Origin of the sequence: Roseixanthobacter glucoisosaccharinicivorans (assembly GCF_043195095.2) — a bacterium.
In the GTDB taxonomy this organism is placed as follows: Bacteria; Pseudomonadota; Alphaproteobacteria; order Rhizobiales; family Xanthobacteraceae; genus NCEH01.
Genome location: NZ_CM195538.1, coordinates 3906974 through 3929343, shown reverse-complemented (window position 1 = coordinate 3929343; position 22370 = coordinate 3906974). Strand labels below are relative to the sequence as shown.

The window sequence follows — 22370 nt, the reverse complement described above, 5'->3', positions numbered from 1 at the left end:
TCGCGGCTCCGCGCAAGGGCCCAGATTGTGGTTGAGGATCCAGAACATGAAACGTCCGATTGCCCCCGTGCTCGCCCTCGCCTTCAGCGTCCTATCCGCCGGCGCCGCCCTCGCCCATGCCCATCTCACAACGCAGACGCCCGCCGCCAACGATGCGGTGGCGGCCTCGCCGAGCACCCTTTCGCTCGGCTTCTCGGAGGGCCTTGAGATCGGTCTCAGCGGGGTCACCCTCAAGGAAGCGAGCGGCCAGCCCATCCCGACCGGCAAGCCCGTGCTCGCGCCCGGCGACGACAAGCAGATGAGCGTTCCGCTAAACGCCCCGCTTGCTGCCGGCAGATATACCGTCGAATGGCATGCGCTTTCCAAGGATGGCCACACCACCCACGGTTCCTACTCGTTCACCGTAAGCCCGTGATCGCGCCCGAGACAGCACTGGCCCTCTGCCGGCTGTTGTTCTCGGCGGCGGCGATCGCCCTGTTTGGTGCGGGATGCTTCATCGCCTGCCTTGCGCCGCCGCGCCTCGGCCGTGAGATCGGCTCTGTAGCGGGCGCCGGCCTGAGGGCCGCGGCCGTTGTCGCCGTCGCTGCCAGCATCGCCTGGCTGCCGATTGAAGCGGCCGTCATCGGTGGTGGCTGGCCGTCGGCCATTGACGGGGTGACGCTATTAACGCTCGCCTTCGGCACGATGATCGGCTGGGCATGGATGCTGCGCATGGGTCTCGCACTGCTCACGGCGACGGCCTTCGCCATGCGCTCGCGCCCGGGCAGAATACACGCCGGGCTCGCCGCTCTGCTGCTGGCGAGCCTCTCCCTCTCCGGCCATGCCCAGATGGACGAAGGTGCGCGGCGCACGCTGCATATCTTCAATCATGGCCTGCATCTGTTGTCGGGCGGCTTCTGGATTGGAGCGCTCCTCCTCCTGCCGGCGTGCCTCGGGCGATTGCGGGACCCGCTCCTGAGGACGGAGGCGACGACGGCGCTCCGCCGCTTCTCATGTCTCGGGCATAGTGCCGTGGCAACGGTCATCGCGACCGGGATTGTCAATACCGCACTCATCCTCGGGCGATGGCCGGTCGATCCGGCCTCGCCGTATCAGCGCCTGCTCGATGTGAAGATCGTTCTGGTCCTCGCCATGACCGCAATTGCGGTTCTCAACCGCTATGTCTTCGTGCCGCGCCTTCGGGCCGGGCCCGAGCGCGCCGTCGCAAGCATCCGTATCGGGACATTCGTTGAGATCACCCTCGGCGCGGGTGTGCTGGCATTGGTGGCGGTGTTCGGTCTGATGGATCCAAGCTGAGCTATGTGCTGGCTGGACACCCCCGTGCCAAGGGGGGCGCGGCGATGACAGCGATCAAACGCCGCCAAACCCCGCCGCCCCGCGAGGCCACGGAGGCAGGCTTTCAGCCCCTACCAACTATTGCAAAGCCGCATCCAATGGCGGTGTTCGCGGGGAATGCGGCCCGCCTCGCAGTCGCGCCGTGCGTCGCCGTCGAGCGCCATCATACAGGATTTGCCCTCCCGCAGGTGCTGGCACCAGCCGCGATCGACCGAAGAGTTGAAGGCCATGAAGCACGATTGCCCCTCGACATAGGCCTGGCAGAAGCTTCGGTCCGGGCCGTCGAAGGTCATGAAGCAGGATTTCTTCTTTGAGCAGATTTCGGGAAGCGGCTGAGCTTGGGCGGAAAGGCTGCCGAGCACCGATAAAAGCACCAGCAGTCCGAAAAGCGGTTTCATGACATCCTCCTATCTACGCGTGTTCGGGCGGCGCGTGCGCCGCCATTGCCAGAGCGGGCACCGTGCTTATGCCTTATGGCGAATCTTGCCGTTCATCATGGTCAGCTCCACCTTCGCCTTGTGGATATCGCGCGGGTCGCCTTCGAGGATGTTGCGATCGAGAATGATCAGGTCGGCAAGCTTGCCCACCTCCAGCGATCCCACCTTGTCCTCCATGCGGATCTGGTAGGCGGCGCCGAGCGTGTTGGCGTGAATGGCCTCGGCCACCGTCAGTCGCTCGTCGGCCGGCGCCAGCACGGGGGCATCGGCTTTGCCGATCAGCTGCCGGGTGACGCCCACCTCGATGGAATCGAGCGGCTTGTAGGTGGAGAAATAGCCCGCCGCAGGCCAATCGGTGCCGAACGACACCCGCCCGCCTTGGTTGAGAATGGTCTTCGTCCGGTACATCCGGCTGGCGCGCGGCTGCCCGTAGCGCGCGGTCATGTTCACCAGCGTGTCCGGATCGGCCGACGACCAATTGGCGGAAAATTGAGCCGTCACGCCCAGCTTTGCGAAGCGCGGATTGTCGCTGTCCTCCACATAGACCAGATGGGCGATGGCGTTGCGGCGGTCGCGCTTGGGGTTCACGGCGATCGCCTTCTCGATCGAATCGAGGGCCACGCGCGCCGTGCGCTCGCCGCAGGCATGAACATGCACGTCAAAGCCAGCGGCATCGACGGCGCCGATAAGCTGGTGCCACTGCTCCTCGGTGAAGGGCGAGGCGCCGGTCGAGCTGGGCATGTCGGCATAGGGCTCGATCAGCCATGCCGTATAGCCGCCTTGCGAGCCGTCGCCGACGATCTTGACGATATCCACATGGACCAATTCGCTCGAAACCCGGCTGCGCACGTCCTTCATCTTCTCGACCACATCGTCGATGGGCAGGCTCTTCACCGAATAGGAGGCCGAGACCCGGAACGGGAGGACGTCGCGCTTCTCGGCGTCCACATAGAGATTGATCACGGCGGCCTGGTCGGAGCCGATGGGTGGAACGCCGGCGTCGAAGATCGAGGTGATGCCGGCGGCGGCGGCCTTGGGCAGCCAGCCCTCCAGCAGCTTGCCCAGGGCCGCGGCAGTGATCGGCTCCACCGCGTTGACGAGGGAGAGCACCGCATTCACCTCCAGCACGTAGCCGGTTGGCTCGCCTTTCTCGTCACGGGCGTAATAGCTGAAGCGCGGGATGGGGTCCGGCGTGTCGCGGTTGACGCCCGCCATCTCCAGCGCCTTGGAATTCACCCAGAGGCTGTGGCCATCGATGGCGAAGAAGAAGGCCGGCCGATCGGGCAGGATCCGGTCGAGTTCGGCGCGGCTCGGGCCCTCGGGCGGGAACATGTCGACGCGCCAGCCGAAGCCGCGGATCGGGCCGGTGGGGTTTTCCTTCGCATATTGCTCGATGGCGGCGAGCGCATCCTTCAGGGTCGGCAGTTGGAGATCAATGCCGGACGTGAGGAAGGCGCCAAGCAAGGGGTGGGTGTGCCCCTCGACGAAGCCTGGCATGAGCAGGCGGCCCTTCAGGTCTATGATCTGCGTCTTCGGGCCGGCGAGCGCCATGGCGCCGGCCTCGTCGCCCACATGGATGATGGTCTTGCCGCGCACCGCGACCGCTTTCGCCCAGGGCTGCGTGCCAGAGAGCGTATAGACCGGGCCGTTGCGGAACACGAAATCGGCTGCGCCATCGCCGGCAGCGGTCGCGCGGGTGTCTTGCGCCCTCACCTCGGTCGCGCGGAAGATGGGCGCGATGGCTGCCGCTGCCGTCATCGCCATGCCGGCGCTGAGAACCGACCGGCGGTTCAGGCCGCTCGCCCGGCCGAACGCCTCGAAATAGGGTGCCCAATCACACGCGATGCACATCCTGCAATCCCCCTTCGGTTTTCGGCGATGTGCAACTGTGCGATTGGCCACCTGGCACCGCAAATCACCCGCCTTCCAGCAGGTTACGTTATGCGCGGGCGGTAAAAATCGTGTCAATTCGCTCAGTCGGAGTGGCGCCTTGCCAAGCGCGCGCTTCCCGTCGCCGGACGGTCGGGGGGCGCTGTCCTTGCAGGCCGATCCGGCCCTAGAAGCGATAGGTGGCGCCGAGGATCGGGCCCTGCATCAGCACGTCATAGCGGAAGCTGCCGTTTTCATAATCGACCGAGAGTGCGCGATAGCCGGCGCGCAGGGCGAGCTTCTCGTTCCACTGGTAATTGACGGTGCCGATCGCCTGCCAGGTTGATTGCGAGCCCACGCCAAAGCCACCGATGTCGCCGAAGAGCGTCACGCTCCACGGACCGCCGAGCCGGGCCTGGATGCGGCCGGCGATCACCGGATCGACCCAATTCTCCGTCTGGCTGTAGCTGATCGAGGTCGGCAGGACGAACGGGTCGATGGTGAGCCTGTTGCCGAGGCGCCAGTAGCGCAGGCCCGCGCCGGCATCGACGTTCAGCGTGTCGGAGTCGTAGAAGCGGTAGAGCGCGTCCGCCGATAAGGTCAGGCTGCGCGAGCGCACCGACACGTCGGACTGGAAGGGGCCCGGCAAGGTGCCGGTGGGCGTCACCTGGGTGAACATCACGTCGGCGAGGAAACCCCAGCGTCCGACGCGCATTTCTCCCGCGCCCATGATGGCGCCGTTGAGGTCCTCCAGCACATCCTTGAAGCTGAGGTCAATGTGTGTGGCCGGCAGGGGCGGCAGGGTCGAGGTGGTGCCGGCGAGCGAGCTGCCCCAGAGATAAAGCGTACCGAAAAACACCGGTGCATCGGGATTAACCCCCGTGACCAGGGGAGGAGGAGCCGGCACCGGGGCCGGCAGATCGGCCGCGCGCGCCGGTGCGGTGCCCGCGAGCGTCAGCAAGGACGCGACGCCGAACAGACCCGCGGCGCAGAAAGCGCGAGCGGCTGGAAAACGGGGCGCGCGCATCAGTCGTTCTCCAGGCCCATCTCGTAGAGCGCTTCGCCGGGCGTCGACAAGGGCGCGGAAAGGGTCGACTTCAACGCGGCGCTGTAGAAGAGCGGGGGCGCCATGGTGCGTGCGAACTCCACCACGCGCTGCTGCATCTGCGCCACCTTGTCGGGGTGGGCGGCGGAGAGGTCGGTGCTTTCCGATGGGTCCTTGGCGAGGTCGAACAGCTCGACCTTGGGCGGCAGCGCCACATGCCAGACGAGCTTCCAGTCGCCCTCGCGCACCGCGCCCTGGGTCGGCTCGACATTATAGAGCACTTCGGCGCGCCCCGGCCGTCCCGTCGCAAGGGCGGGCCAGACATCGGCGCCGTCGAGCGGCTTGGCTTTGCCGAGCTGGGCACCGGCGAGCTTGGCCAGCGTCGGGAGCATGTCGACCACATGCATAACGCCGTCCGCCGTGCCCGGCGCGATGCGGCCGGGCCAGTTGGCGAGCGCCACCACCCGGGTGCCGCCCTCATAGAGGGAGCCCTTGCCTTCGCGCAGCGGCGTGTTGTTCGGGGGCAGGTCGCCCGCGACCGCGCCCTCGCCGGCGAACAACTTGTTGCGCGTGCCGCCATTGTCGCTGTGGAAGACGATCAGCGTATTCTCCCGCAGACCGCGCGCCTCCAGCGCCGCCATCACCTTGCCGATCTGCGTGTCCATGGCTGTGATCATCGCCGCATAGGCCCGGCGCTGCGGATCGGCAATGCCCGCATATTGGTCGAGATAATGTTGCGGCGCCTGGTACGGCGTGTGCGGGGCGGTGAAGGCAAGGTAGAGGAAGAGCGGCGTCTTCGGGTCGTGCCCGCCGATCAGGCGGACCGCGTCGGCGCCGAACAGCTCGGTGTCGTAGCCTTCTTCCTTCAGCAGCGCATTATCGCGATACCAGTCGGTGACGCCGTGCGCCTCGTGCTTGAAATGCTCGATCTCGCCGACCAGCGGGCCGTAGAAATAGTCGAAGCCGCGCTGGCGCGGCCAGTATTTCCGGTCAGCATGGCCGAGATGCCATTTTCCGACCAGCGCCGTGCGGTAGCCGACCTCTCTCAGCGCCTGCGGCAGCAGGAATTCGTCGGTCGCAAGGCCATAATGGGCACCGGAGGGGATTACACCCACCTGAAGGCCGTAGCGCATCGGGTAGCGTCCGGTCATCAGCGCCGCGCGGGTCGGCGTGCAAAGGGGCTGGGTGTAGAATTGGCTCAGCTTGGCGCCGCCCGCCGCCAGCGCGTCGATGTGCGGCGTGCGGATGTCCGAGCCGTGGAAGCCGACATCGGCAAAGCCCAAATCGTCGGCCATGATGTAGAGAATGTGCGGGCGCGGCGCGTTCTGCGCACGGGCGCCGGAAGCGAGCAGGGAGAGGCCGGAGACGGCGGCCAGGAAGCCGGCGCCGCTGGCCAGCACATCTCGTCGGCTCGGGGCGAAGGAAAGCGCGGGCGGGGAAGAGGCATCACGATCGGTCAAGTCAGTCCTCGATATCGGATCGTCCAAAGGATGGGCTCAGGGGGGGGGGCGACACGGCGGATGCAGCGAAAACCGATATGCACCGAGGCCGTGTCGAGGGTCTGTGGCTGGCGGGCGGCGGGACGGTAGCGCCGGCAATAGCTGGGCGCGCACAGATGCGAACCGCCCTTCAGCACCTTGCGCGGCGCGCCGGGGCTGGCCGGATCAAGGCTGTCCTGCGGCCGGCCACCACGCGGATTGCGCGGCAGGCAGCAGGCTTTCGCGGTATCAGCGAACGGATGGGGAGCGTACCAGTCGTCGGTCCATTCCCAGACATTGCCGATCATGTCGAAGAGGCCGTAGCCATTGCGTGCAAAGGCGGTGACCGGCGAGGTGCCGACATGGCCGTCCTCGGCCAGGTTCTGGTACGGAAACGCGCCCTGCCAGGTATTGGCGCGGTGAACGCCGCCCGGCACCAGCTCGTCGCCCCAGGCGAACTCCGCACCCTCGAGGCCGCCGCGCGCGGCGAATTCCCATTCGGCCTCGCTCGGCAGGTCCTTGCCGCGCCAGAGCGCATAAGCGCGCGCATCGCCGTGGCAGACATGCACGACGGGGTGATCTTCACCGCCGGACAGATCGCTGCCGGGTCCTTGCGGATGGCGCCAGTCGGCGCCGGGCATGAAGTGCCACCAGCCCATCGGGTCGGCGTGCGATGCTGCTTCTTGTGGCGGCGCGAAGACCAGGGAGCCCGCAACAAGCAGGCGCGGATCGGCTTCGGGATAGTCCTCGGCACGCGGCGTCCGCTCCGCCAGCGTCACATGGCCGGTCGCAGCGACGAAGTCGGCGAAAGCACGGTTGGTGACGGGCGTGCGGTCCATGAAGAAGCCGTCGACGAGGACGCGATGGGCCGGCGCTTCCTCGGGATAATGGTGGTCTGAGCCCATGGTGAAGGCCCCACCGGGAATCCAGATCATGTCAGCGATCGCGGCGCTTGCAGGATCGGCCCCGGCTTGGAGCATAGATGTCGCCTGCATCGCGGCTCCGTTGCCATCCCGCCTTTGCGCCGCCCCACGGGTCGTAGCATCGAGGCGTCACGGCCGATGGGCCGCACAAGGGCGAGGTTTATAAGGCGCCGCCATTCCTCTCAATTGCCATTTGGCGCCACGGCGGCGCGGCGCCAGGCGAACGGCGTGTGCCCTTCCCAGCGGCGGAAGGCGCGGATGAAATGCGCGGGATCGCTGTAGCCCAGTTGCCGGGCGATGGAGGCGATCGGCATCGCGCTTTGCGCGAGGTGCTGCCGCGCCTGCTCCCGCCGCCACTGATCCACCAGCACCTCAAATGAGGTGCCGAGGCCAGCCAGGCGCCGCTGAAGCGTGCGCGGCGGCAGGCCGAGGCTGCGCGCCGCATCCATGAGCGAGAGCGTTCCGGCGAGCGCGGCCACCGAAATCAGGCGTTCCAGCATGGCGAGCAGCGCCGCATCGTCCCGTCCGTCCCACGGCATGACAGGGATCGCCGTGCCTTCCATCTGCGCCCGTGCGGCGTCGAACAGTGGATTCGGCCGGTCGAGCCAATGCGCGTCGAAGCTGATGACGAGGCCCTGGCCGGTGCCGAATGTGACGTCCGCCGCCAGCTTGTCCTCATAGGCGCGGACCGGCGCGCGCCGCAGGTGCGGCAGGCTCACCTTCAGCGTGCCGCCGTCGGGACCGGCAATGGCGCGCAAGGCACCGACCATAAAACCTGCAACGCCCTCATTGAGCACGTCGCTATGGCGGGGGTCGCTGTCCTCGAAATATTGACGCCACGAGGCGCGTCCGTCGCGCTCCTCAAGCGCGAGACGCACCCCGCCCTGAAGCGTCGGCATATGCCAGGCCTGGGCCGCAAGGCATTCGCGCAGTGTCCGTCCCGAAAACAGAGCACGCCCGGATGGGCCGAGCCGCATGGGGTCCGCGCTGGCCGCAAGATCGAGGCCGATCGAAGGATCACCGGCTTGGCGCGCGGTTTCCTGCAGCAGGGTCGATATCTGCGCGCGCGCGACAATCCCGTCCGGCTCCAGCGCGCCGGCAATACCGGCCCTCGCCAGCAGGGGTGCGAGCGCGATGCCACGCTCCTGGGCAACCTGCGGCAGCATGTGAACGAGCGCCAGGCGGATCGGATGTCGGTCCCACATGCACGGTGATCCAAAGTCCGCATCTGACGCGGCCGGCGGGGCGGCTCAAGTGGCCCCCAGCCGGATTTCTATCATTCCGCCCGCGGACCCGCATAGCGCATCGCGGCGTGGGGATACGGCCCGGCAGCCCGCGCGGAGGCGTCGATCTCGCGCCGGGCGGCAGGCTTCGCCCGGGACAATTTGGGGCGCGCGGCGGGGTCGGGGGAGGACGCGGGCACCGGGATCGGCGCCCGCACCCGGCTCAGTCGCGCAGCAGGTCGTTGATGGAGGTCTTGGCGCGGGTCTTTTCGTCCACGCGCTTCACGATCACCGCGCAATAGAGCGAGGGGCCGGGCCGGCCGTCGGGCAGCGGCTTGCCGGGGAGGGCACCGGGCACAACCACGGAATAAGGCGGAACCTCGCCCACGAACACTTCGCCGGTCTCCCGGTCGATGATTTTGGTGGAGGCGGAAATGAACACGCCCATGGAGAGCACGGAGCCACGCCGCACCACCACGCCTTCCACCACTTCCGAGCGGGCGCCGATGAAGCAATCGTCCTCGATGATCACCGGGCCGGCCTGGAGCGGCTCCAGCACGCCGCCGATGCCCACGCCGCCGGAAAGGTGCACATGCTTGCCGATCTGCGCGCAGGAGCCGACCGTCACCCAGGTGTCGACCATGGAGCCTTCGCCCACATGGGCCCCGAGGTTCACGAACGAGGGCATGAGCACCACGTTCGGCGCGATATAGGCCGAGCGGCGCACGATGGCACCGGGCACCGCGCGGAAGCCGGCGGCGCGGAATTCGCTCTCGTCCCAGCCTTCGAACTTGGAGGGCACCTTGTCCCACCAATGGGCGCCGCCGGGGCCGCCGGGAATGGCTTCCATGTCGTTGAGGCGGAAGGAGAGCAGCACCGCCTTCTTCAGCCATTGATTGACGTGCCAACTGCCATCGGCGAGCGGCTCGGCGACCCGCATCTTGCCGGCGTCGAGCAAGGCAAGCGCCGCGTTCACCGCATCGCGCACGGGGCCGGCGGTGTCGAAGCCGATCTCGGCGCGGGCCTCGAAGGCCGCGTCTATGATCAGTTCGAGATCGGGATTGGCGGCGGCGACGGCAGGCACAGACATGACCTAACTCCAATTACCATCATTCGTTTGCGGAATAGCGAAGTACGTTAATATCTACCAAGTCGCACATCAGCTAATTTTATCGGCAATAATGCCAAGCATTATCGCAATGAACCCTAAGACAAAGACCAGGAGCTTCAAATCTTGGCGTATATGAAGCAGGAGAGGCCCATAGTCTGTGCCTTCGCTTTGATTGTAGGTGGGGCGGTCGGAGTTATTGGCTTTGTTCGCAGCCCATCCGATAAGCCCTAAAATAATGAAACTCATCAGAGTGAACATATGCCCCCCTTCGTTTCGCTCAGCCGCGCTCTTTCACCGAGACGAATTTCAGCTTGGGCCATTCCTCGATGGCGCGATCGAGCACCCATTGGCTGCGGGCGAGATAGACCGGCGCCTCGTCGCGGTCGCGGGCGATGGAGGAGCGGCTGGTTTCGATGAAGCGCTCGATCTCCAGCCGATCGCCGATGATCCAGCGGGCGGTCACGAAGGAGACGCTCTCATAGCGGATGGGAACGCCATATTCCTTTTCCAGCCGCGAGGAGAGCACGTCCAATTGCAGCGTGCCCACGACGCCGACGATGGGGGAGGGGTCGGAGATCGGCCGCAGCACCTGCACCACGCCCTCTTCCGCCATGTCCTGCAGCGCCTTGGACAGCTGCTTGGCCTTCATGGGGTCCGCCAGCAGCACCCGGCGCAGGATTTCGGGGGCGAAGTCGGGAATACCCTCGAAGCGGATCACCTCGCCCTCGGACAAGGTGTCGCCGACGCGCAGCATGCCGTGGTTGGGAATGCCGATGATGTCGCCCGCCACTGCCTCGTCCACCGTCTCTCGCTCCTGGGCGAAGAAGAAAATGGGGTTGGCGATCGCCATGTGGCGTTTCTCGCGGGCGTTGTAGAGCTTCATGCCGCGCTTGAAGGTGCCCGAGCACAGGCGCACGAAGGCGACGCGGTCGCGATGGTTCGGGTCCATATTGGCCTGAACCTTGAAGACGAAGCCGGACACATTGTCTTCCTCCGGCTGCACGATGCGGCCGTTGGCGCTGCGCGGCAGGGGGCTCGGGCCGAAGGTGCCGAGCCCGGCGAGCAATTCGCCCACGCCCGCCTCCTTGATGGCGCTGCCGAAGAACACCGGCGAGAGATGGCCCTCGCGGAAGCTCTCCAGATCGAACGCAGGCAGCACGCCGAGCGCGAGCGTGAGGCCTTCGACCGACTCGGCGATGATGCGCGGGTCGATGCCCTCGACCTCAAGCAGGTCTTCGGGCTGCTCGAAAGGCACCAAGCGGGTCAGCAGGCCGCCGCGCTCCTCGGCGAAGCGGGCGCATTTGTTGGGCACGTCGATGAGGCCGCGGAAATCCGTGCCCATGCCTACCGGCCAGGTGAAGGGCGTGAGATCCAGCGCCAGGGTGGCGGCGATGTCGTCCATCAGGCCGAGCGGTTCGAGGCCCTCGCGGTCCACCTTGTTGATGAAGGTGAAGATGGGGATGTCGCGCAGGCGGCACACTTCGAACAGCTTGCGGGTCTGGCTTTCGATGCCCTTGGCGGCGTCGATCACCATCACCGCCGCGTCAACGGCCGAGAGGGTGCGGTAGGTGTCTTCCGAAAAGTCCGAGTGGCCGGGCGTGTCGAGCAGGTTGTAGACGATCCCGTCGCGCTCGAAGGTCATCACCGAGGAGGTGACGGAAATGCCGCGCTGCTGCTCGATTTCCATCCAGTCGGAGCGGGTGCGGCGGCGGTCGCCGCGCGCGCGCACCTGGCCGGCCATGCGGATGGCGCCGGAGGCAAGCAGCAGCTTTTCCGTCAGCGTGGTCTTGCCCGCGTCGGGATGGGAGATGATGGCGAAGGTGCGCCGGTGCGCAAAATCGGGGGCGTCGGCGGAAGGCGCCGTGACATGGGCGGTGGGATCGAGCATGCGCGCCTTATAATCCGAAATGCCGGCGCGAGAAACGGTCTCGCGTGCGCCTCCTTTTCCTTGGGCGATATGCGGCGGGAGGGGCCGGAGAACCCGGCGCCGATCCGCTCCGCGCGGACGATCTGTGCCATGCCATGGTCGCGCGGGGTCGCTATGATCGTGTCCGCGCCGCAAAAAGCCGCGCAGAGGGGGGCGGAGCATGGCGGGCGTGGGCATGAGGCGGCACGGCGGCGCGGGTTTTCCCGCGGCGGCGGGCTTCGTGAAGGCGGGCATTGCGGCGTTAATGCTTGCGGGGCTCTCAGCTCCGGCCCAGGCGCTGCTGGCGCCGCAATATTATGAGCAGGCGCGGAAGGAAGCGGCGAGCGTCATCGTGATCGCCGTCAATGCCGTGACGCCGCCATCGGAGGGGTATGGCGCCTGTCAGGTGAACGGGCAGGTGAAGGCGGTGGAGCGGGGCGCGGCCTATGCGGTGGGCCAGGACGTCACCCTCGCCGTTCCCTGCCGCAAGGCGGGGGCGCAGCCGCCCTTGGGCGGCACGATCTATCAGGATGTGGATGCGCTGCGCGCGGCGCCGTTCGGCCGCGCTTATCTCGATGCGCAGGGCGCGCTGGCCCTGTCGCAGTATGAAATGCTGAAAACCTGGCCCTGAGCCGAGGAAAACCGCTCAGTCGCCCTGCCCGGGCTCGGGGGAGAACAGCTCTTCCTTGCCGGGCTTGCCGTCCCATTCCTTGGCGTCCGGCGGGGCGTCGCGCTTCAAGGTGATGTTGGGCCAGCTCTTGGCGTAGTCGGCATTCAGCGACAGCCATTTCTCAAGGCCCGGCTCGGTATCGGGCTTGATCGCCTCGGCCGGGCATTCCGGCTCGCACACCCCGCAGTCGATGCATTCGTCGGGGTGGATCACGAGCATGTTCTCGCCCTCGTAGAAACAGTCCACCGGGCACACGGAGACGCAATCCATGTACTTGCAGCGGATGCAGTTCTCGGTGACGACATAGGTCATGGCTTATCCCTTTCGCGCGCCGGACTACTCCAGCCCGGCGCAGCGTGCAAGCGAGGCGAACGCCGCACACACGCTTTTTACTTTGTCAGGATGTTATTTCATCAAATAGCTCACGCGCGGATGTAGCATCTCCGCGCCGATCAATAAAGGCGCGGACGCGCAGCACCCGCACGCCGTGATCAAGGGCAACGGTCACCACCTGGCCCTCGCGCACGGAATAGCCCGCGCTCAGCACGCGGGCGCTATCCACACGCACATGGCCGGAGCGGATGAGGCCGGCCGCGTCGCTGCGCGCGCGCACCACCCTTGCGTGCCATAGCCAGCGGTCCAGCCGCTGACGCTGGGGCGCGCCGGCTTCGGGAAACTGCCCACCCGGCGCGTCCTCGTCGCGAAAATCGTCCTTGGCCACTCAGCCGCCTTTCTTGTCCGCCTCCATGCGCGCCTTCAAGGCGGCAAGCGCGGCGAACGGGCTGTCGGGATCGGCGGGCTTCTCGCGGCGGCGGTCCGAATGCACCTGCACCCGCTCCGGGCGCGGCCCGCGCGGGGCATCGCCCTCGCGTGGCGGGCCACGGAAGGGGCGGTCGTTGCGCGGCGGGCGCTGGCCCTGCCGTTCACCCTGGCGCTCGGTGTGCGGCTCGCCGGCATTGCTCTCGGCGCCCGGCGCGGCGGCAGTCACGTCCGTCCCGCCCTCGCGCGGACGATCGAAGCGGCGATTCGGCGGGCGCCCTTCGCGACGCTCACCCTCGCGACGTTCGCCGCCGGAGCGCTGGCCTTCGCGCTGCCCATGTCCTTCACGCTGACCTTGGCCCTCGCGCTGGCCGTGCTGGGGCCGCTCGCGGCGCGGCGCACCGGGCGGACGGCCGGGACGCCACACTTCAATCAGTTCCGGTTCGCCGGTGATCTCGGCAACCGCCGCTTCCACGGCGTCCCCGGTGATCTCGGCGGTGGCCTCGGCGCCGGTGGCGGCGTCCTCGCCGACCGGAAGCTCGCTGGTGGCGAGCGCGTCGACGAGCGGCGCTGCCTCCAGGGCCGGGCTCGCCTCGGCTTCGACGGCTTCTTCGCTCGCGGCGTCGGCGGTCTCGGCCGCAGCCGCCTCGACGACCTCGGTCTCGATGGCTTCGGCTTCGGGCGCCGGAGCCTCGCCCCCCTCGGCGGTCACCTCCACCGGCGCGTCGGCCGGCGGGGCGGCTTCAGCTTCGGCGGCGCCATCGTCAGGTCCGAACAGGAGATCGGCCTCGATGGCACCTTCCGGTGCCGGCGCCAGCTCCAGGGCAGCCGCGGCCGCGGCGACCGGCACCTCGGCCTCCGCCGGCGGGGCTTCGCGCTTCTCCATGCGATAGCCAAGCGAACGCAGGATGGAGGCGAAATCCTCCCCCGAGCAACCGGCCAGCGAAGTCATGCCGACGGTCACGGTGAAGCCGCGCCCGTCCACGGCACCGGCCGGCTTGGGACCGGGCGAATTCGGCCGCCAGGCCAATGCCGGGCGAATCAGATCGGCGAGGCGTTCGAGAATGTCGACGCGCACGGCCCGCTCGCCGCACACGCGAAAGCCGACGGCGCGATACAGGCTCTTGTGGATCTCGTGGTCCACGGGAATGGACGTTCGGCCACTGGCGGCGAGATGGGGCAGCTCGTCGAGCCCCTTCTGGGCGAGGCCGCCATGCTTGAGAGCGAACAATTCCGCCGCCAGCGCGCGGGGCGCGGGCTTCAGCAGGCCGGGCAGGTAGATGTGATGGGCGCCGAACCGCACGCCATAGCCGCGCAGCGTGGCGCGGGCGGCCTGGTCGAGGGTTTTCATCTCCTCCGCGACGCGGCTGCGCTCCAGCACGCCGAGCGCCTCGACGATCTGGAAGGCGATGCCGCGCGCGATGCCGGTGATGTCCTCGGCCTCGCCCAGCTTCAGCAGCGGGCCGAGCAGCTTTTCCACATGGGCCTTGAGCCACAACGCAAGGCGGGCTTCCACCTGCTCGCGGGCCGGGCCGGTGAGATGCTCGTCGGCGATGATCTTGAAGCGGGGCTTGAGCACCTCGTCGCCGGGGATCAGCTTGGCGATCGGCTCGCCGGTCCAGCGGATGGTGCCGTCGGCGGTGAGCACGAAGGCTTCATCCACCGCCTGACCGACCCGCGTCGCGCGGGCCTCGATCTCTCCCGCGAGCGCCTTCTGGGCGGCGGCGCGCAAGGCCTTCGCTTCCTCTCCCCCGGCGGCGGGGTCGGGCGCGAACTGGAATCCCTGGAGGTGGCCGATCACATGGCCCTCCACTTTAACATCGCCGGTCTTGCTGATCTCAGTCTCGAGCATCGTATTCTCTCGCAGGCGTCGCATGAGCACGCTGGTCCGCCGATCCACGAACCGCTGAGCCAGCCGTTCGTGCAATGCGTCGGAAAGCTTGTCTTCGACCCCTCTTGTGACGCCTTGCCAGTGCTCCGGATCCGTGAGCCAGTCGGGGCGGTTGGCGACGAAGGTGAGTGTCCGCACCTGGGCGATCCGTCTCGACAGCGTGTCGATGTCTCCTTCCGCGCGATCGGTCAAGGCGATTTGACGCGCGAACCACTCATCTGGGAGTCGTCCCCCGTTTCCGACATGGCCGAAAATGGTCGAAACCAGCTCCGCATGGGCGCCCGGAGAGATCTTGCGATAGTCCGGCACCTGGCATGCGTCCCAGAGCCGCGCGATGGCGGCAGCATTGGTTGCGCGTGCCGCTACGTCCGCGTCACGGCTCATGATTTCGAGCACTTGCACATCGTCCGCCGTCGGCGCGCGGGTCAATCCCTCCTCGCGTGGCGGTACCGAAAGGCTCTCCATCAGGGATTTCAGAGAGGTGAAATCCGGCACCGCGTTGCGCCATTGCAACACTTTTGCCGTGTCAAAAACATGACTTTCCAGCCGTTCGACCAATTCCGGCTCGAAAGGATCGCAACGCCCGGTGGTGCCGAACGTCCCATCGCGGGTGGCGCGGCCGGCGCGACCGGCGATCTGCGCCATCTCCGCCGGGTTGAGGCGGCGGAACTGCCAGCCGTCAAACTTGCGGTCGGAGGCGAAGGCGACGTGGTCCACGTCGAGATTGAGCCCCATGCCGATGGCGTCGGTCGCCACCAGATAATCCACGTCGCCGCTCTGGTAGAGCTCCACCTGGGCATTGCGGGTGCGCGGAGAGAGCGCACCCATCACCACCGCAGCGCCACCGCGCTGACGGCGGATCAGTTCGGCGATGGCATAGACCTCTTCGGCCGAGAAGGCGACGATGGCCGAGCGCGGCGGCAGGCGGGTGATTTTCTTTTCGCCGGCAAAGGAGAGCGTCGAGAGGCGCGGGCGCACCGACACTGTCACGCCCGGCAGCAGCTTTTCCACCAGCGGTCGCATGGTGGCCGAACCGAGCAGCAGGGTTTCGAACCGCCCGCGCCGGTTGAGAATCCGGTTGGTGAAAACGTGCCCGCGATCGAGGTCGCAGGCGATCTGGATCTCGTCGATGGCGACGAACGCCACGTCGAGATCGCGCGGCATGGCCTCGATGGTGGCCACCCAATAGCGCGGATGGGGCGGCTTGATCTTTTCCTCGCCGGTGACGAGGGCGACCTGCTCCGGCCCGACCCGTTCGACGATGCGCTGATAGACCTCGCGCGCCAGCAGGCGCAGCGGCAGGCCGATGAGCCCGCTTTCATGGCCGAGCATGCGCTCGATGGCGAGATGGGTCTTTCCGGTATTGGTCGGCCCGAGCACCGCGGTCACGCCCCGCGCCCGGATCGAGCGCGGCAAGACGGCCAGCTTTGTCACATCGTCCATCAGCGCGTGGCGTCCGCAAATCTTGGGAAGGGTGTTCTGGAGCGCCCTCTCGATGAAGGCTCTGTACCATATCGGGGCAGGAAGGCCAGGATGCTAGAGCGCGAAGGAACAACGGCGGAACAAAGGCGGAGCGAATCGCTCCGCGGCCGATGCCGCCCGATGTTCTCTATTCGTCCCCTGTTCCAGGGCGGGACAGCGGCGCGTCCTGGAAGGAACGGATGCGGGTGAAACCCGGTCCGAATCGGCAATCGCCATGCCGGCGCCTTTTGTTCACGGGTAAGTAGGAACCGCCTCGCATCCGCCTGTGTTATGGCTTTTGAGATTCGGCGCGGCCTTCCGCGCCGGGCGTGGGAGGGAAATATGCGTAGGGCTCAATCGAGGTTCGCCGTCGTCCTTGCCTTCGGCCTGGTGCTGGCGGGGGGCATCGCCCCGGTGGCCGCGCAGACAACCAATGCGCCGCTCGACGTGCGTCCGGCGCCCCAGGCCACCGTGCCGGGTGCACCCTATGATGCGACGGGGAGCGTGCGCGCCCCCGCGCCCGAGACGGGAGTGATCGTGCCGCGCGGCGCGCCGCAGGGCATCAGCACCGTGCCGCCGGAGCCAAACCCCTCGGTCAATCCCGGCCGCAACGCGCTCGGCTGCCCGGACATGGATCCGCTCTGCCAGAACGGCCGCTGAGGCACGGCGAAACCATCTCGGCGCAAGCCCGGGCGCCCGCGCGCCTTCACGCCTGCGTGCGCGTGCTTGACACGGGGATGGGGCCGTCGCTTCTAGGCGGAATGGAAAATTTGGCCGAACCAACGGCTCCGACCACAGAAGCGGAAGACGCCCTCGCGCGGCGCGAAGCCGATCAGCCCCATTCCCCGGTGGTGCGGTTCGGTCCTGATCGCCCCCTGCGCCTGGACGCCGGGGTCGCGCTCGATCATGTGCAGATCGCCTATCAGACCTATGGCGAGCCCAATGCTGCGCGTTCCAACGCGGTTCTGGTATGCCACGCCCTGACCGGCGACCAGCATGCTGCCAACGCCAATCCCGTCACCGGCAAGCCCGGCTGGTGGGAGACCCTGGTGGGGCCGGGCAAGCCGATCGACACCGAGCGTTTCTACGTCATCTGCGCCAATGTGCTCGGCGGCTGCATGGGCACCACCGGGCCGGCCTCGCGCAATCCGGCAACCGGCCAGCCCTATGGGCTCGACCTGCCGGTGGTGACCATCCGCGACATGGTGAACGCCCAGGCCATGCTGCTCGACCATCTCGGCATCGAGCGCCTGTTCTGCGTCGCCGGCGGCTCCATGGGTGGCATGCAGGTGCTGCAATGGGCGGCGAGCTATCCCGAGCGTGTGTTCGCGGCCCTCCCCATCGCCACCGCCGCGCGCCATTCGGCGCAGAACATCGCCTTCCACGAAGTCGGCCGCCAGGCGGTGATGGCCGATCCGGAATGGCAGGGTGGCCATTATCTCAAGCAGGGCCACACGCCCCATCGCGGGCTCGCGGTGGCGCGCATGGCCGCGCACATCACCTATATGTCGGACCAAGCCCTGCACCGCAAATTCGGCCGCCGGCTCCAGAACCGGGCGCTGCCCACGTTCGGCTTCGACGCCGATTTTCAGGTGGAAAGCTATCTGCGCCACCAGGGGGAATCGTTCGTCCAGCGGTTCGATCCCAATTCCTATCTCTATGTCACGCGGGCCATGGATTATTTCGATCTCGCGGCGGATTACGACGGCGTGCTCGCCAATGCCTTCCGAGGCTCCAAGACGAGGTTCTGCGTGGCGTCATTCACGTCCGACTGGCTGTTTCCCACCGAGGACAGCCGGGCGATCGTGCATGCGCTGAATGCCTCGGGCGCGAGCGTGTCGTTCACCGAGATCGACAGCGACAAGGGCCACGACGCCTTCCTGCTGCACGAGCCGGAATTGTTCGCCATCGCCCACGGCTTCCTCGACAGTGCCGCGAAGGCCGCCGGCCTGCCGGCCGCGCGCAGCCGGTGAGGATGCCATGGCGGTGAGGGAATTGAGTTCGGACGAGGCGACCGTGCGCTTCTCCTCCGTGCGCGTCGATCTGATGGTGATTGCCGACATGGTGGCGCCCCACTCGCGGGTGCTGGATGTCGGCTCCGGCGACGGGGCGCTGCTGGATCTGCTCGCCACCACGCGCGGCTGCGATGCGCGCGGCATCGAGCTGTCGCGCGAAGGGGTGAATGCCGGCGTGGCGCGCGGGCTTTCGGTGGTGCAGGGCGATGCGGACGTGGACCTCGCCCATTATCCCGACGACGCGTTCGACTATGTCATCCTTTCCCAGACCCTCCAGGCGACCCGTCGCCCGCGCTGGGTGATGGAGCAGATGCTGCGCATCGGCCGGCGCGCCATCGTCTCCTTCCCGAATTTCGGCCATTGGCGCTCGCGCTTCGACCTTCTGATCTATGGGCGCATGCCGATTACCGACAACATGCCCTATTCCTGGTACGACACGCCCAACATCCATTTCTGCACCATCCGCGACTTCGTCGCCCTGGTGGAGGTGCTGGACGCCCGCATGGAAAAAGCGGTGGCGCTGGATTCCTCCGGCCATCCGGTGCGCTTCAACATGCCGTGGTGGGTGTGGAACCTGCTGGGAGAGCAGGCGGTGTTCCTGCTGAGCCGGAACGATTGAGGATCGCCCGGCCCGCCGGCACCCCCTGGCCGAACACCGGTTCGAGCACCGGCACCAGCGCGGAACGTTTCACCGGCGTCGGGCGATAGAGCTGCTTTGTCGCCTCGACGACGTGCACGCCCGCGAACGGCAGGGACAGGCGGCCGCCGGCCCGCTCCCACGCCACCGCCGTGCGCAGCAGCCAATTGTTGGAGACCGGCGGGAAATACAGCGCCTCGTCCCAGCCCGAAGGGGTGAACAGCGCCTCGCGCAGCAGCCGCACCACCTGCCCGCGCGAAAACGGACGGCCGTTGCCGAACGGGGTGGTGTCGAGCCGCGCCCACACGCCGCGCCGGTTGGGCACCACCGCCAGCAGCCGTCCGCCCGGCGCCAGCACGCGCCAGACCTCGCGCAGCATCTCGGCCGCGTCCGGAGTCATCTCCAGCAGATGCACCGCCACCACGCGGTCGATGGAGGCGTTGGGCAAAGGCAGGGCGGTCTCGTCCGCGAGCGCGGCGAGGGTCGGGGCGGCGGAGGGCCAGCGCACCACGCCCTGGGCCGCCGGCATCACGGCGATGCACCGCTCCGCCTCGCCCCGGAAGACCCCGAGATAGGGTGTCGCATAGCCGATCCCGAGCACCGAGAGGCCGTGAACATTATTGAAACGGGCGCGCACCGCCCGGCTGACCAGCCGGCGCGTGACGACGCCCAGGGGCTGGGCATAGAAACTGCGCAGGTCCACGACGTCGAGATACATGGCGCCCCTTTCGCGATGGCCCCTTATAGCATGGCCGCGGGGCGGCACCGCATGGCTGGGCTGCGCCGGCCGGCGCGCTGCGACCATCCGGCCGGCTTGCCCTTGCTGACGGGCGTGATACTCAAAAGCGGACAGGCGTGCGCGGTATCGGCGCGCGCAGGACATTCCCCGCAGGGAGGGCGCCACCCATGTCGGTCGAAATCCGGATCATCCCCTGCCTCAGCGACAATTACGCGGTGCTGCTGCATGATCCCGCCACCGAGGCCACGGCGGTGATCGACGCGCCCGAGGCGACGCCGATCCTCGAGGCCCTGGATCGCGAGGGCTGGCACCTCACCCACATTCTCGTCACGCACCACCATGCGGACCATGTGGACGGCGTGCTGGCGCTGAAGGGCCAATATGGCGCCACTGTCGTCGGCCCGAAGCGCGAGGCGGCGGGCATTCCCGGCATCGACGTGGAAGTGGTGGACGGCGATCCGGTGGCGGTCGGCTCGCTCATTGGCCGGGTGATGGAAACGCCGGGCCATACCGCCGGGCATATCGTCTATCTGTTCGAGGGCGAGCGGCTGCTGTTCGCCGGCGACACGCTGTTCGTGATGGGCTGCGGGCGGCCGATCGAATGCGATGCGCCGGTGCTGTGGCATTCGCTGGTGCGCCTGCGCACCCTGCCGGACGATCTCGCGGTCTATTGCGGCCACGAATACACCGTCACGAACGGCAAGTTCGCGCTCTCCGTGGACCCCGAGAATGGCGCGCTCCTCGGCCGCGTCGCGGAGGCCGAGGCCGCCCGCAAGGAGGGGCTGCCCACCATTCCCGCGCTGCTCGGGGACGAAAAGCTGACCAATCCGTTCCTGCGGGCGGACGATCCGGCCATGGCGGAGCGTCTCGGCCTCGGCGAATCCGACCCATCGGCGGTGTTCACCGAACTGCGGGCGCGCAAGAACGTGTTTCGCGGATGAGCGCCGGCATGGCCGGCCTTTCGGCGGAAGACGTGATCGCGCTCCTGGGGCTTGAGCCCCATCCCGAGGGCGGGCATTTCCGTGAGACCTTCCGCGAAAGCGCACCGGATGGCGGGCGGGGCGCTTCCACCGCCATCTATTTCCTGCTGAAAGCGGGCGAGCGCTCCCACTGGCATCGCGTGGACGCAAGCGAAGTGTGGCATTGGCACGCCGGCGCCGCGCTCACGCTCGCCATCGCCCCGCCCGGCGGCGGCGGGGTGCGGCATCTGCGGCTCGGGACGGACCTGGGCGCCGGGGAACGGCCGCAAGGCGTGGTGCCGCCCGGCCACTGGCAGGCGGCCGAAAGCCTCGGCGCCTGGACGCTGGTGGGCTGCACAGTCGCGCCAGCTTTCGATTTCGCCGGCTTCGAACTGGCGCCGCCGGATTTCGAGCCCTGAGAGGGCGGCCCGCGCGTCCTAGTCGCGCTCGAAATGGCCGGGCGTGAACACCCACACCACCAGGCCCTTGATTTCCCATTTCGGCGGCACCCATCGCGGGTTCAACGGCGCCGATGCCTCGGCCTGCGCGGCCGTTTGCGCCCGCACGGTCTTCTGAGGGTTCGCCTTCGCGCTTGCGCCAGGGCCTTCCTGGCCTGCCAGGGCCGGGCCTGCGGCAAGCGCGAGGAGCACCGGCAGAAGCATCGGCAGAGGGTTTCGGATTTCGGATCTCATGATCGGCACTCCCACGCTTGGGGGCGGCCAAGCGATCCTTGCGTCCGTCGGACCGGGGCCCATCTCATGCACCGTCCGGCTGAAGGCGGCGCAATAAGAAAGTTTTGTAACTGACCCGTGGACCCCCTCTCGTACCTCCAGCACTTTACGCTACGATGCTGGGCCGTTCACCCACTCTGGCCCCAGAACACGGAGACGTGTGAACCATTTCCTTCGATCTCGCTCGCCGGGATTTATCGGCGGGGCATGGTGCAGCCTGAGGACGCACGATGGGTACCTCTCTTGCGCAAAAAATGGATCGGGCGTGGGCCATCCTGCGCTGGCGTTATCTGCAGTCCAGCGCATTTCCCTATCATGAGCGCAGTTTTCTCGGCCGGATCGGAAATTGGGACGACAAGGGCATGCGCCCGCTCATCATGGTGCAGTCGCACCGTCGCTCCGGCACTCATTTTCTGATCGACGAGATCCGCGCGCGGTTTCCGGTGGCGCGCGAATGGATGCACCTCGACGGCGATTTCTTCGCCCGCCTCATGCAGGTGCCCGTGGTGGTCAAGAGCCACGACGCCTATTTCGGCGAGAAGCTGAAGGAGCGGCGGCCCTGGCATTCCTACATGCACTGGGTGGCGGCCTCCACGCTCTACACCAATGCCAAGCATGTCTATATCGTGCGCAACCCACGCGACGTGCTGCGTTCGCAATTCTATTTCGACCTGAAGGGCCATGAGCCGGCCTATCGCATCGACCCGGACACCAGCTTCGCCGATTATGTGAAGGCGCCTTCCGCGCGCGATCCCGCCCGCCGGCTCAGTCAGATCGGCTATTGGTGCGCCCATGTGAAGGCGTGGCACGACCGGCCCGAGGCGCATGTTCTGCGCTACGAGGATCTTCTGGCCCACCCGGACGCGGAGATGGAGCGGCTCTCGGCCTATCTTGGCCTGGATTTGCAGAAGCCGCGCCGGGTGAAAAGCTCGGCCATCGGCCGCAAGACCACCGAGCGCCGCTCCAAGGAACGGCTGGCGGTCTGGGGCGCGGACGAGGAACGCCTGCTGGAAATGGAGTTGGCGCGCCAGGGCCTGCCGGACTTCGGCTATGGCATCGCCACCGCGCCGGCCGTGCGCCGTGCCTCGGAAACGGCCGCGCGGCCCGCGCGCGCCTATTCCTCCCCCTTCGCGCACCGCGTCCAGTCCTGAGCCGCCGGATCCGAAGGTCGGCACGGACCG

At 67.4% G+C, this 22370-nt stretch carries 23 protein-coding genes; 9 read left to right on the top strand and 14 right to left on the bottom strand.

Annotated features, from left to right (window positions below; all coding sequences use genetic code 11):
* The first annotated feature begins 46 nt into the window (after positions 1-46).
* Together copC and copD are read left to right on the top strand one after the other, a co-directional pair.
* Positions 47-415, top strand: coding sequence for a copper homeostasis periplasmic binding protein CopC (copC, locus tag V5F78_RS18140; protein ID WP_394067738.1), 369 nt, complete (start codon positions 47-49; stop codon positions 413-415).
* Positions 412-1296, top strand: coding sequence for a copper homeostasis membrane protein CopD (copD, locus tag V5F78_RS18135; RefSeq protein WP_394067737.1), 885 nt, complete (start codon positions 412-414; stop codon positions 1294-1296). The genes copC and copD overlap by 4 nt, the downstream gene beginning before the upstream one ends.
* A 110-nt stretch (positions 1297-1406) precedes the next feature.
* Here the strand turns inward: copD and V5F78_RS18130 are convergent, their stop codons facing one another.
* The 9 genes from V5F78_RS18130 to V5F78_RS18090 form a co-directional block, all read right to left on the bottom strand.
* Entirely contained in the window at positions 1407-1733 is a 327-nt protein-coding gene (locus V5F78_RS18130; protein WP_394067735.1) for a hypothetical protein, read from the bottom strand.
* Positions 1734-1799: 66 nt separating this feature from the next.
* Complete coding sequence (locus V5F78_RS18125) at positions 1800-3623, bottom strand: amidohydrolase (protein ID WP_394067733.1); 1824 nt, start codon at positions 3621-3623, stop codon at positions 1800-1802.
* Positions 3624-3828: 205 nt separating this feature from the next.
* A complete protein-coding gene (locus tag V5F78_RS18120; protein ID WP_394067731.1) occupies positions 3829-4668 on the bottom strand; it encodes a porin family protein in 840 nt (279 codons plus the stop codon).
* A complete protein-coding gene (locus V5F78_RS18115) occupies positions 4668-6146 on the bottom strand; it encodes an arylsulfatase B (protein WP_394067729.1) in 1479 nt (492 codons plus the stop codon). Before V5F78_RS18115 ends, V5F78_RS18120 begins: the two co-directional genes overlap by 1 nt.
* Positions 6143-7099 carry a formylglycine-generating enzyme family protein gene (locus tag V5F78_RS18110; RefSeq protein ID WP_394067727.1) on the bottom strand — a complete coding sequence of 319 codons (957 nt, stop codon included), beginning with the start codon at positions 7097-7099 and terminating at the stop codon, positions 6143-6145. The genes V5F78_RS18115 and V5F78_RS18110 overlap by 4 nt, the downstream gene beginning before the upstream one ends.
* Positions 7100-7269: 170 nt before the next feature.
* Positions 7270-8292 carry an AraC family transcriptional regulator gene (locus tag V5F78_RS18105; protein WP_394067726.1) on the bottom strand — a complete coding sequence of 341 codons (1023 nt, stop codon included), beginning with the start codon at positions 8290-8292 and terminating at the stop codon, positions 7270-7272.
* A gap of 241 nt (positions 8293-8533) precedes the next feature.
* Entirely contained in the window at positions 8534-9400 is an 867-nt protein-coding gene (gene dapD, locus V5F78_RS18100) for a 2,3,4,5-tetrahydropyridine-2,6-dicarboxylate N-succinyltransferase (protein ID WP_394067724.1), read from the bottom strand.
* Between the two features lie 69 nt (positions 9401-9469).
* Entirely contained in the window at positions 9470-9679 is a 210-nt protein-coding gene (locus V5F78_RS18095; RefSeq protein WP_394067722.1) for a hypothetical protein, read from the bottom strand.
* 19 nt (positions 9680-9698) lie between these two features.
* Entirely contained in the window at positions 9699-11309 is a 1611-nt protein-coding gene (locus V5F78_RS18090) for a peptide chain release factor 3 (protein WP_394067720.1), read from the bottom strand.
* A 214-nt stretch (positions 11310-11523) separates the two neighbouring features.
* Here V5F78_RS18090 and V5F78_RS18085 point away from each other — a divergent pair, with 214 nt between their 5' ends.
* A complete protein-coding gene (locus V5F78_RS18085; RefSeq protein ID WP_394067718.1) occupies positions 11524-11958 on the top strand; it encodes a hypothetical protein in 435 nt (144 codons plus the stop codon).
* A gap of 15 nt (positions 11959-11973) precedes the next feature.
* Here V5F78_RS18085 and fdxA read toward each other — a convergent pair whose 3' ends face one another.
* From fdxA to V5F78_RS18070, 3 genes are all read right to left on the bottom strand, one after another.
* Positions 11974-12309, bottom strand: coding sequence for a ferredoxin FdxA (fdxA, locus tag V5F78_RS18080; protein ID WP_394015662.1), 336 nt, complete (start codon positions 12307-12309; stop codon positions 11974-11976).
* Between the two features lie 85 nt (positions 12310-12394).
* Positions 12395-12640, bottom strand: coding sequence for a S4 domain-containing protein (locus V5F78_RS18075; RefSeq protein WP_394067861.1), 246 nt, complete (start codon positions 12638-12640; stop codon positions 12395-12397).
* Between the two features lie 78 nt (positions 12641-12718).
* Entirely contained in the window at positions 12719-16090 is a 3372-nt protein-coding gene (locus V5F78_RS18070; RefSeq protein WP_394067716.1) for a helicase-related protein, read from the bottom strand.
* 360 nt (positions 16091-16450) lie between these two features.
* On the opposite strand from V5F78_RS18070, the gene V5F78_RS18065 reads away from it, so the two are divergent.
* From V5F78_RS18065 to metW, 3 genes are all read left to right on the top strand, one after another.
* On the top strand, positions 16451-16768 hold the full coding sequence (locus V5F78_RS18065) for a hypothetical protein (RefSeq protein ID WP_394067714.1): 318 nt from the start codon (positions 16451-16453) through the stop codon (positions 16766-16768).
* Between the two features lie 101 nt (positions 16769-16869).
* A complete protein-coding gene (gene metX / locus V5F78_RS18060; RefSeq protein WP_394067712.1) occupies positions 16870-18081 on the top strand; it encodes a homoserine O-acetyltransferase MetX in 1212 nt (403 codons plus the stop codon).
* 7 nt (positions 18082-18088) lie between these two features.
* Positions 18089-18742: a methionine biosynthesis protein MetW gene (gene metW / locus V5F78_RS18055; protein WP_394015666.1), complete on the top strand. Its 654-nt coding sequence runs from the start codon at positions 18089-18091 to the stop codon at positions 18740-18742.
* On the opposite strand, the gene V5F78_RS18050 is transcribed toward metW, so the two are convergent.
* Complete coding sequence (locus V5F78_RS18050; protein ID WP_394067710.1) at positions 18672-19478, bottom strand: class I SAM-dependent methyltransferase; 807 nt, start codon at positions 19476-19478, stop codon at positions 18672-18674. The genes metW and V5F78_RS18050 overlap by 71 nt on opposite strands.
* A 188-nt stretch (positions 19479-19666) precedes the next feature.
* Here V5F78_RS18050 and gloB point away from each other — a divergent pair, with 188 nt between their 5' ends.
* On the top strand, positions 19667-20440 hold the full coding sequence (gene gloB, locus V5F78_RS18045; RefSeq protein ID WP_394067709.1) for a hydroxyacylglutathione hydrolase: 774 nt from the start codon (positions 19667-19669) through the stop codon (positions 20438-20440).
* A complete protein-coding gene (locus tag V5F78_RS18040) occupies positions 20437-20877 on the top strand; it encodes a cupin domain-containing protein (RefSeq protein WP_394067707.1) in 441 nt (146 codons plus the stop codon). Before gloB ends, V5F78_RS18040 begins: the two co-directional genes overlap by 4 nt.
* Positions 20878-20895: 18 nt before the next feature.
* On the opposite strand, the gene V5F78_RS18035 is transcribed toward V5F78_RS18040, so the two are convergent.
* Positions 20896-21150, bottom strand: a complete 255-nt coding sequence (locus V5F78_RS18035) for a hypothetical protein (protein WP_394067705.1) — start codon at positions 21148-21150, stop codon at positions 20896-20898.
* A 269-nt stretch (positions 21151-21419) separates the two neighbouring features.
* Between V5F78_RS18035 and V5F78_RS18030 the strand changes: the two genes are divergently transcribed.
* A complete protein-coding gene (locus V5F78_RS18030; protein WP_394067703.1) occupies positions 21420-22340 on the top strand; it encodes a sulfotransferase domain-containing protein in 921 nt (306 codons plus the stop codon).
* The last annotated feature ends 30 nt before the right edge of the window (positions 22341-22370 follow it).

Excerpts from the sequence above, each read along its gene's own strand:
- V5F78_RS18065 (WP_394067714.1), top strand. The coding sequence starts at position 16,451 with ATGCGTAGGGCTCAATCGAGGTTCGCCGTCGTCCTTGCCTTCGGCCTG.
- V5F78_RS18130 (WP_394067735.1), bottom strand. The coding sequence starts at position 1,733 with ATGAAACCGCTTTTCGGACTGCTGGTGCTTTTATCGGTGCTCGGCAGC.
- V5F78_RS18090 (WP_394067720.1), bottom strand. The coding sequence starts at position 11,309 with ATGCTCGATCCCACCGCCCATGTCACGGCGCCTTCCGCCGACGCCCCC.
- V5F78_RS18030 (WP_394067703.1), top strand. The coding sequence starts at position 21,420 with ATGGGTACCTCTCTTGCGCAAAAAATGGATCGGGCGTGGGCCATCCTG.
- V5F78_RS18035 (WP_394067705.1), bottom strand. The coding sequence starts at position 21,150 with ATGAGATCCGAAATCCGAAACCCTCTGCCGATGCTTCTGCCGGTGCTC.
- V5F78_RS18050 (WP_394067710.1), bottom strand. The coding sequence starts at position 19,478 with ATGTATCTCGACGTCGTGGACCTGCGCAGTTTCTATGCCCAGCCCCTG.
- V5F78_RS18110 (WP_394067727.1), bottom strand. The coding sequence starts at position 7,099 with ATGATCTGGATTCCCGGTGGGGCCTTCACCATGGGCTCAGACCACCAT.
- V5F78_RS18125 (WP_394067733.1), bottom strand. The coding sequence starts at position 3,623 with ATGTGCATCGCGTGTGATTGGGCACCCTATTTCGAGGCGTTCGGCCGG.
- V5F78_RS18040 (WP_394067707.1), top strand. The coding sequence starts at position 20,437 with ATGAGCGCCGGCATGGCCGGCCTTTCGGCGGAAGACGTGATCGCGCTC.
- dapD (WP_394067724.1), bottom strand. The coding sequence starts at position 9,400 with ATGTCTGTGCCTGCCGTCGCCGCCGCCAATCCCGATCTCGAACTGATC.
- V5F78_RS18105 (WP_394067726.1), bottom strand. The coding sequence starts at position 8,292 with ATGTGGGACCGACATCCGATCCGCCTGGCGCTCGTTCACATGCTGCCG.
- fdxA (WP_394015662.1), bottom strand. The coding sequence starts at position 12,309 with ATGACCTATGTCGTCACCGAGAACTGCATCCGCTGCAAGTACATGGAT.
- copC (WP_394067738.1), top strand. The coding sequence starts at position 47 with ATGAAACGTCCGATTGCCCCCGTGCTCGCCCTCGCCTTCAGCGTCCTA.
- gloB (WP_394067709.1), top strand. The coding sequence starts at position 19,667 with ATGTCGGTCGAAATCCGGATCATCCCCTGCCTCAGCGACAATTACGCG.
- V5F78_RS18085 (WP_394067718.1), top strand. The coding sequence starts at position 11,524 with ATGAGGCGGCACGGCGGCGCGGGTTTTCCCGCGGCGGCGGGCTTCGTG.
- V5F78_RS18070 (WP_394067716.1), bottom strand. The coding sequence starts at position 16,090 with ATGGACGATGTGACAAAGCTGGCCGTCTTGCCGCGCTCGATCCGGGCG.
- V5F78_RS18095 (WP_394067722.1), bottom strand. The coding sequence starts at position 9,679 with ATGTTCACTCTGATGAGTTTCATTATTTTAGGGCTTATCGGATGGGCT.
- metW (WP_394015666.1), top strand. The coding sequence starts at position 18,089 with ATGGCGGTGAGGGAATTGAGTTCGGACGAGGCGACCGTGCGCTTCTCC.
- V5F78_RS18120 (WP_394067731.1), bottom strand. The coding sequence starts at position 4,668 with ATGCGCGCGCCCCGTTTTCCAGCCGCTCGCGCTTTCTGCGCCGCGGGT.
- metX (WP_394067712.1), top strand. The coding sequence starts at position 16,870 with ATGGAAAATTTGGCCGAACCAACGGCTCCGACCACAGAAGCGGAAGAC.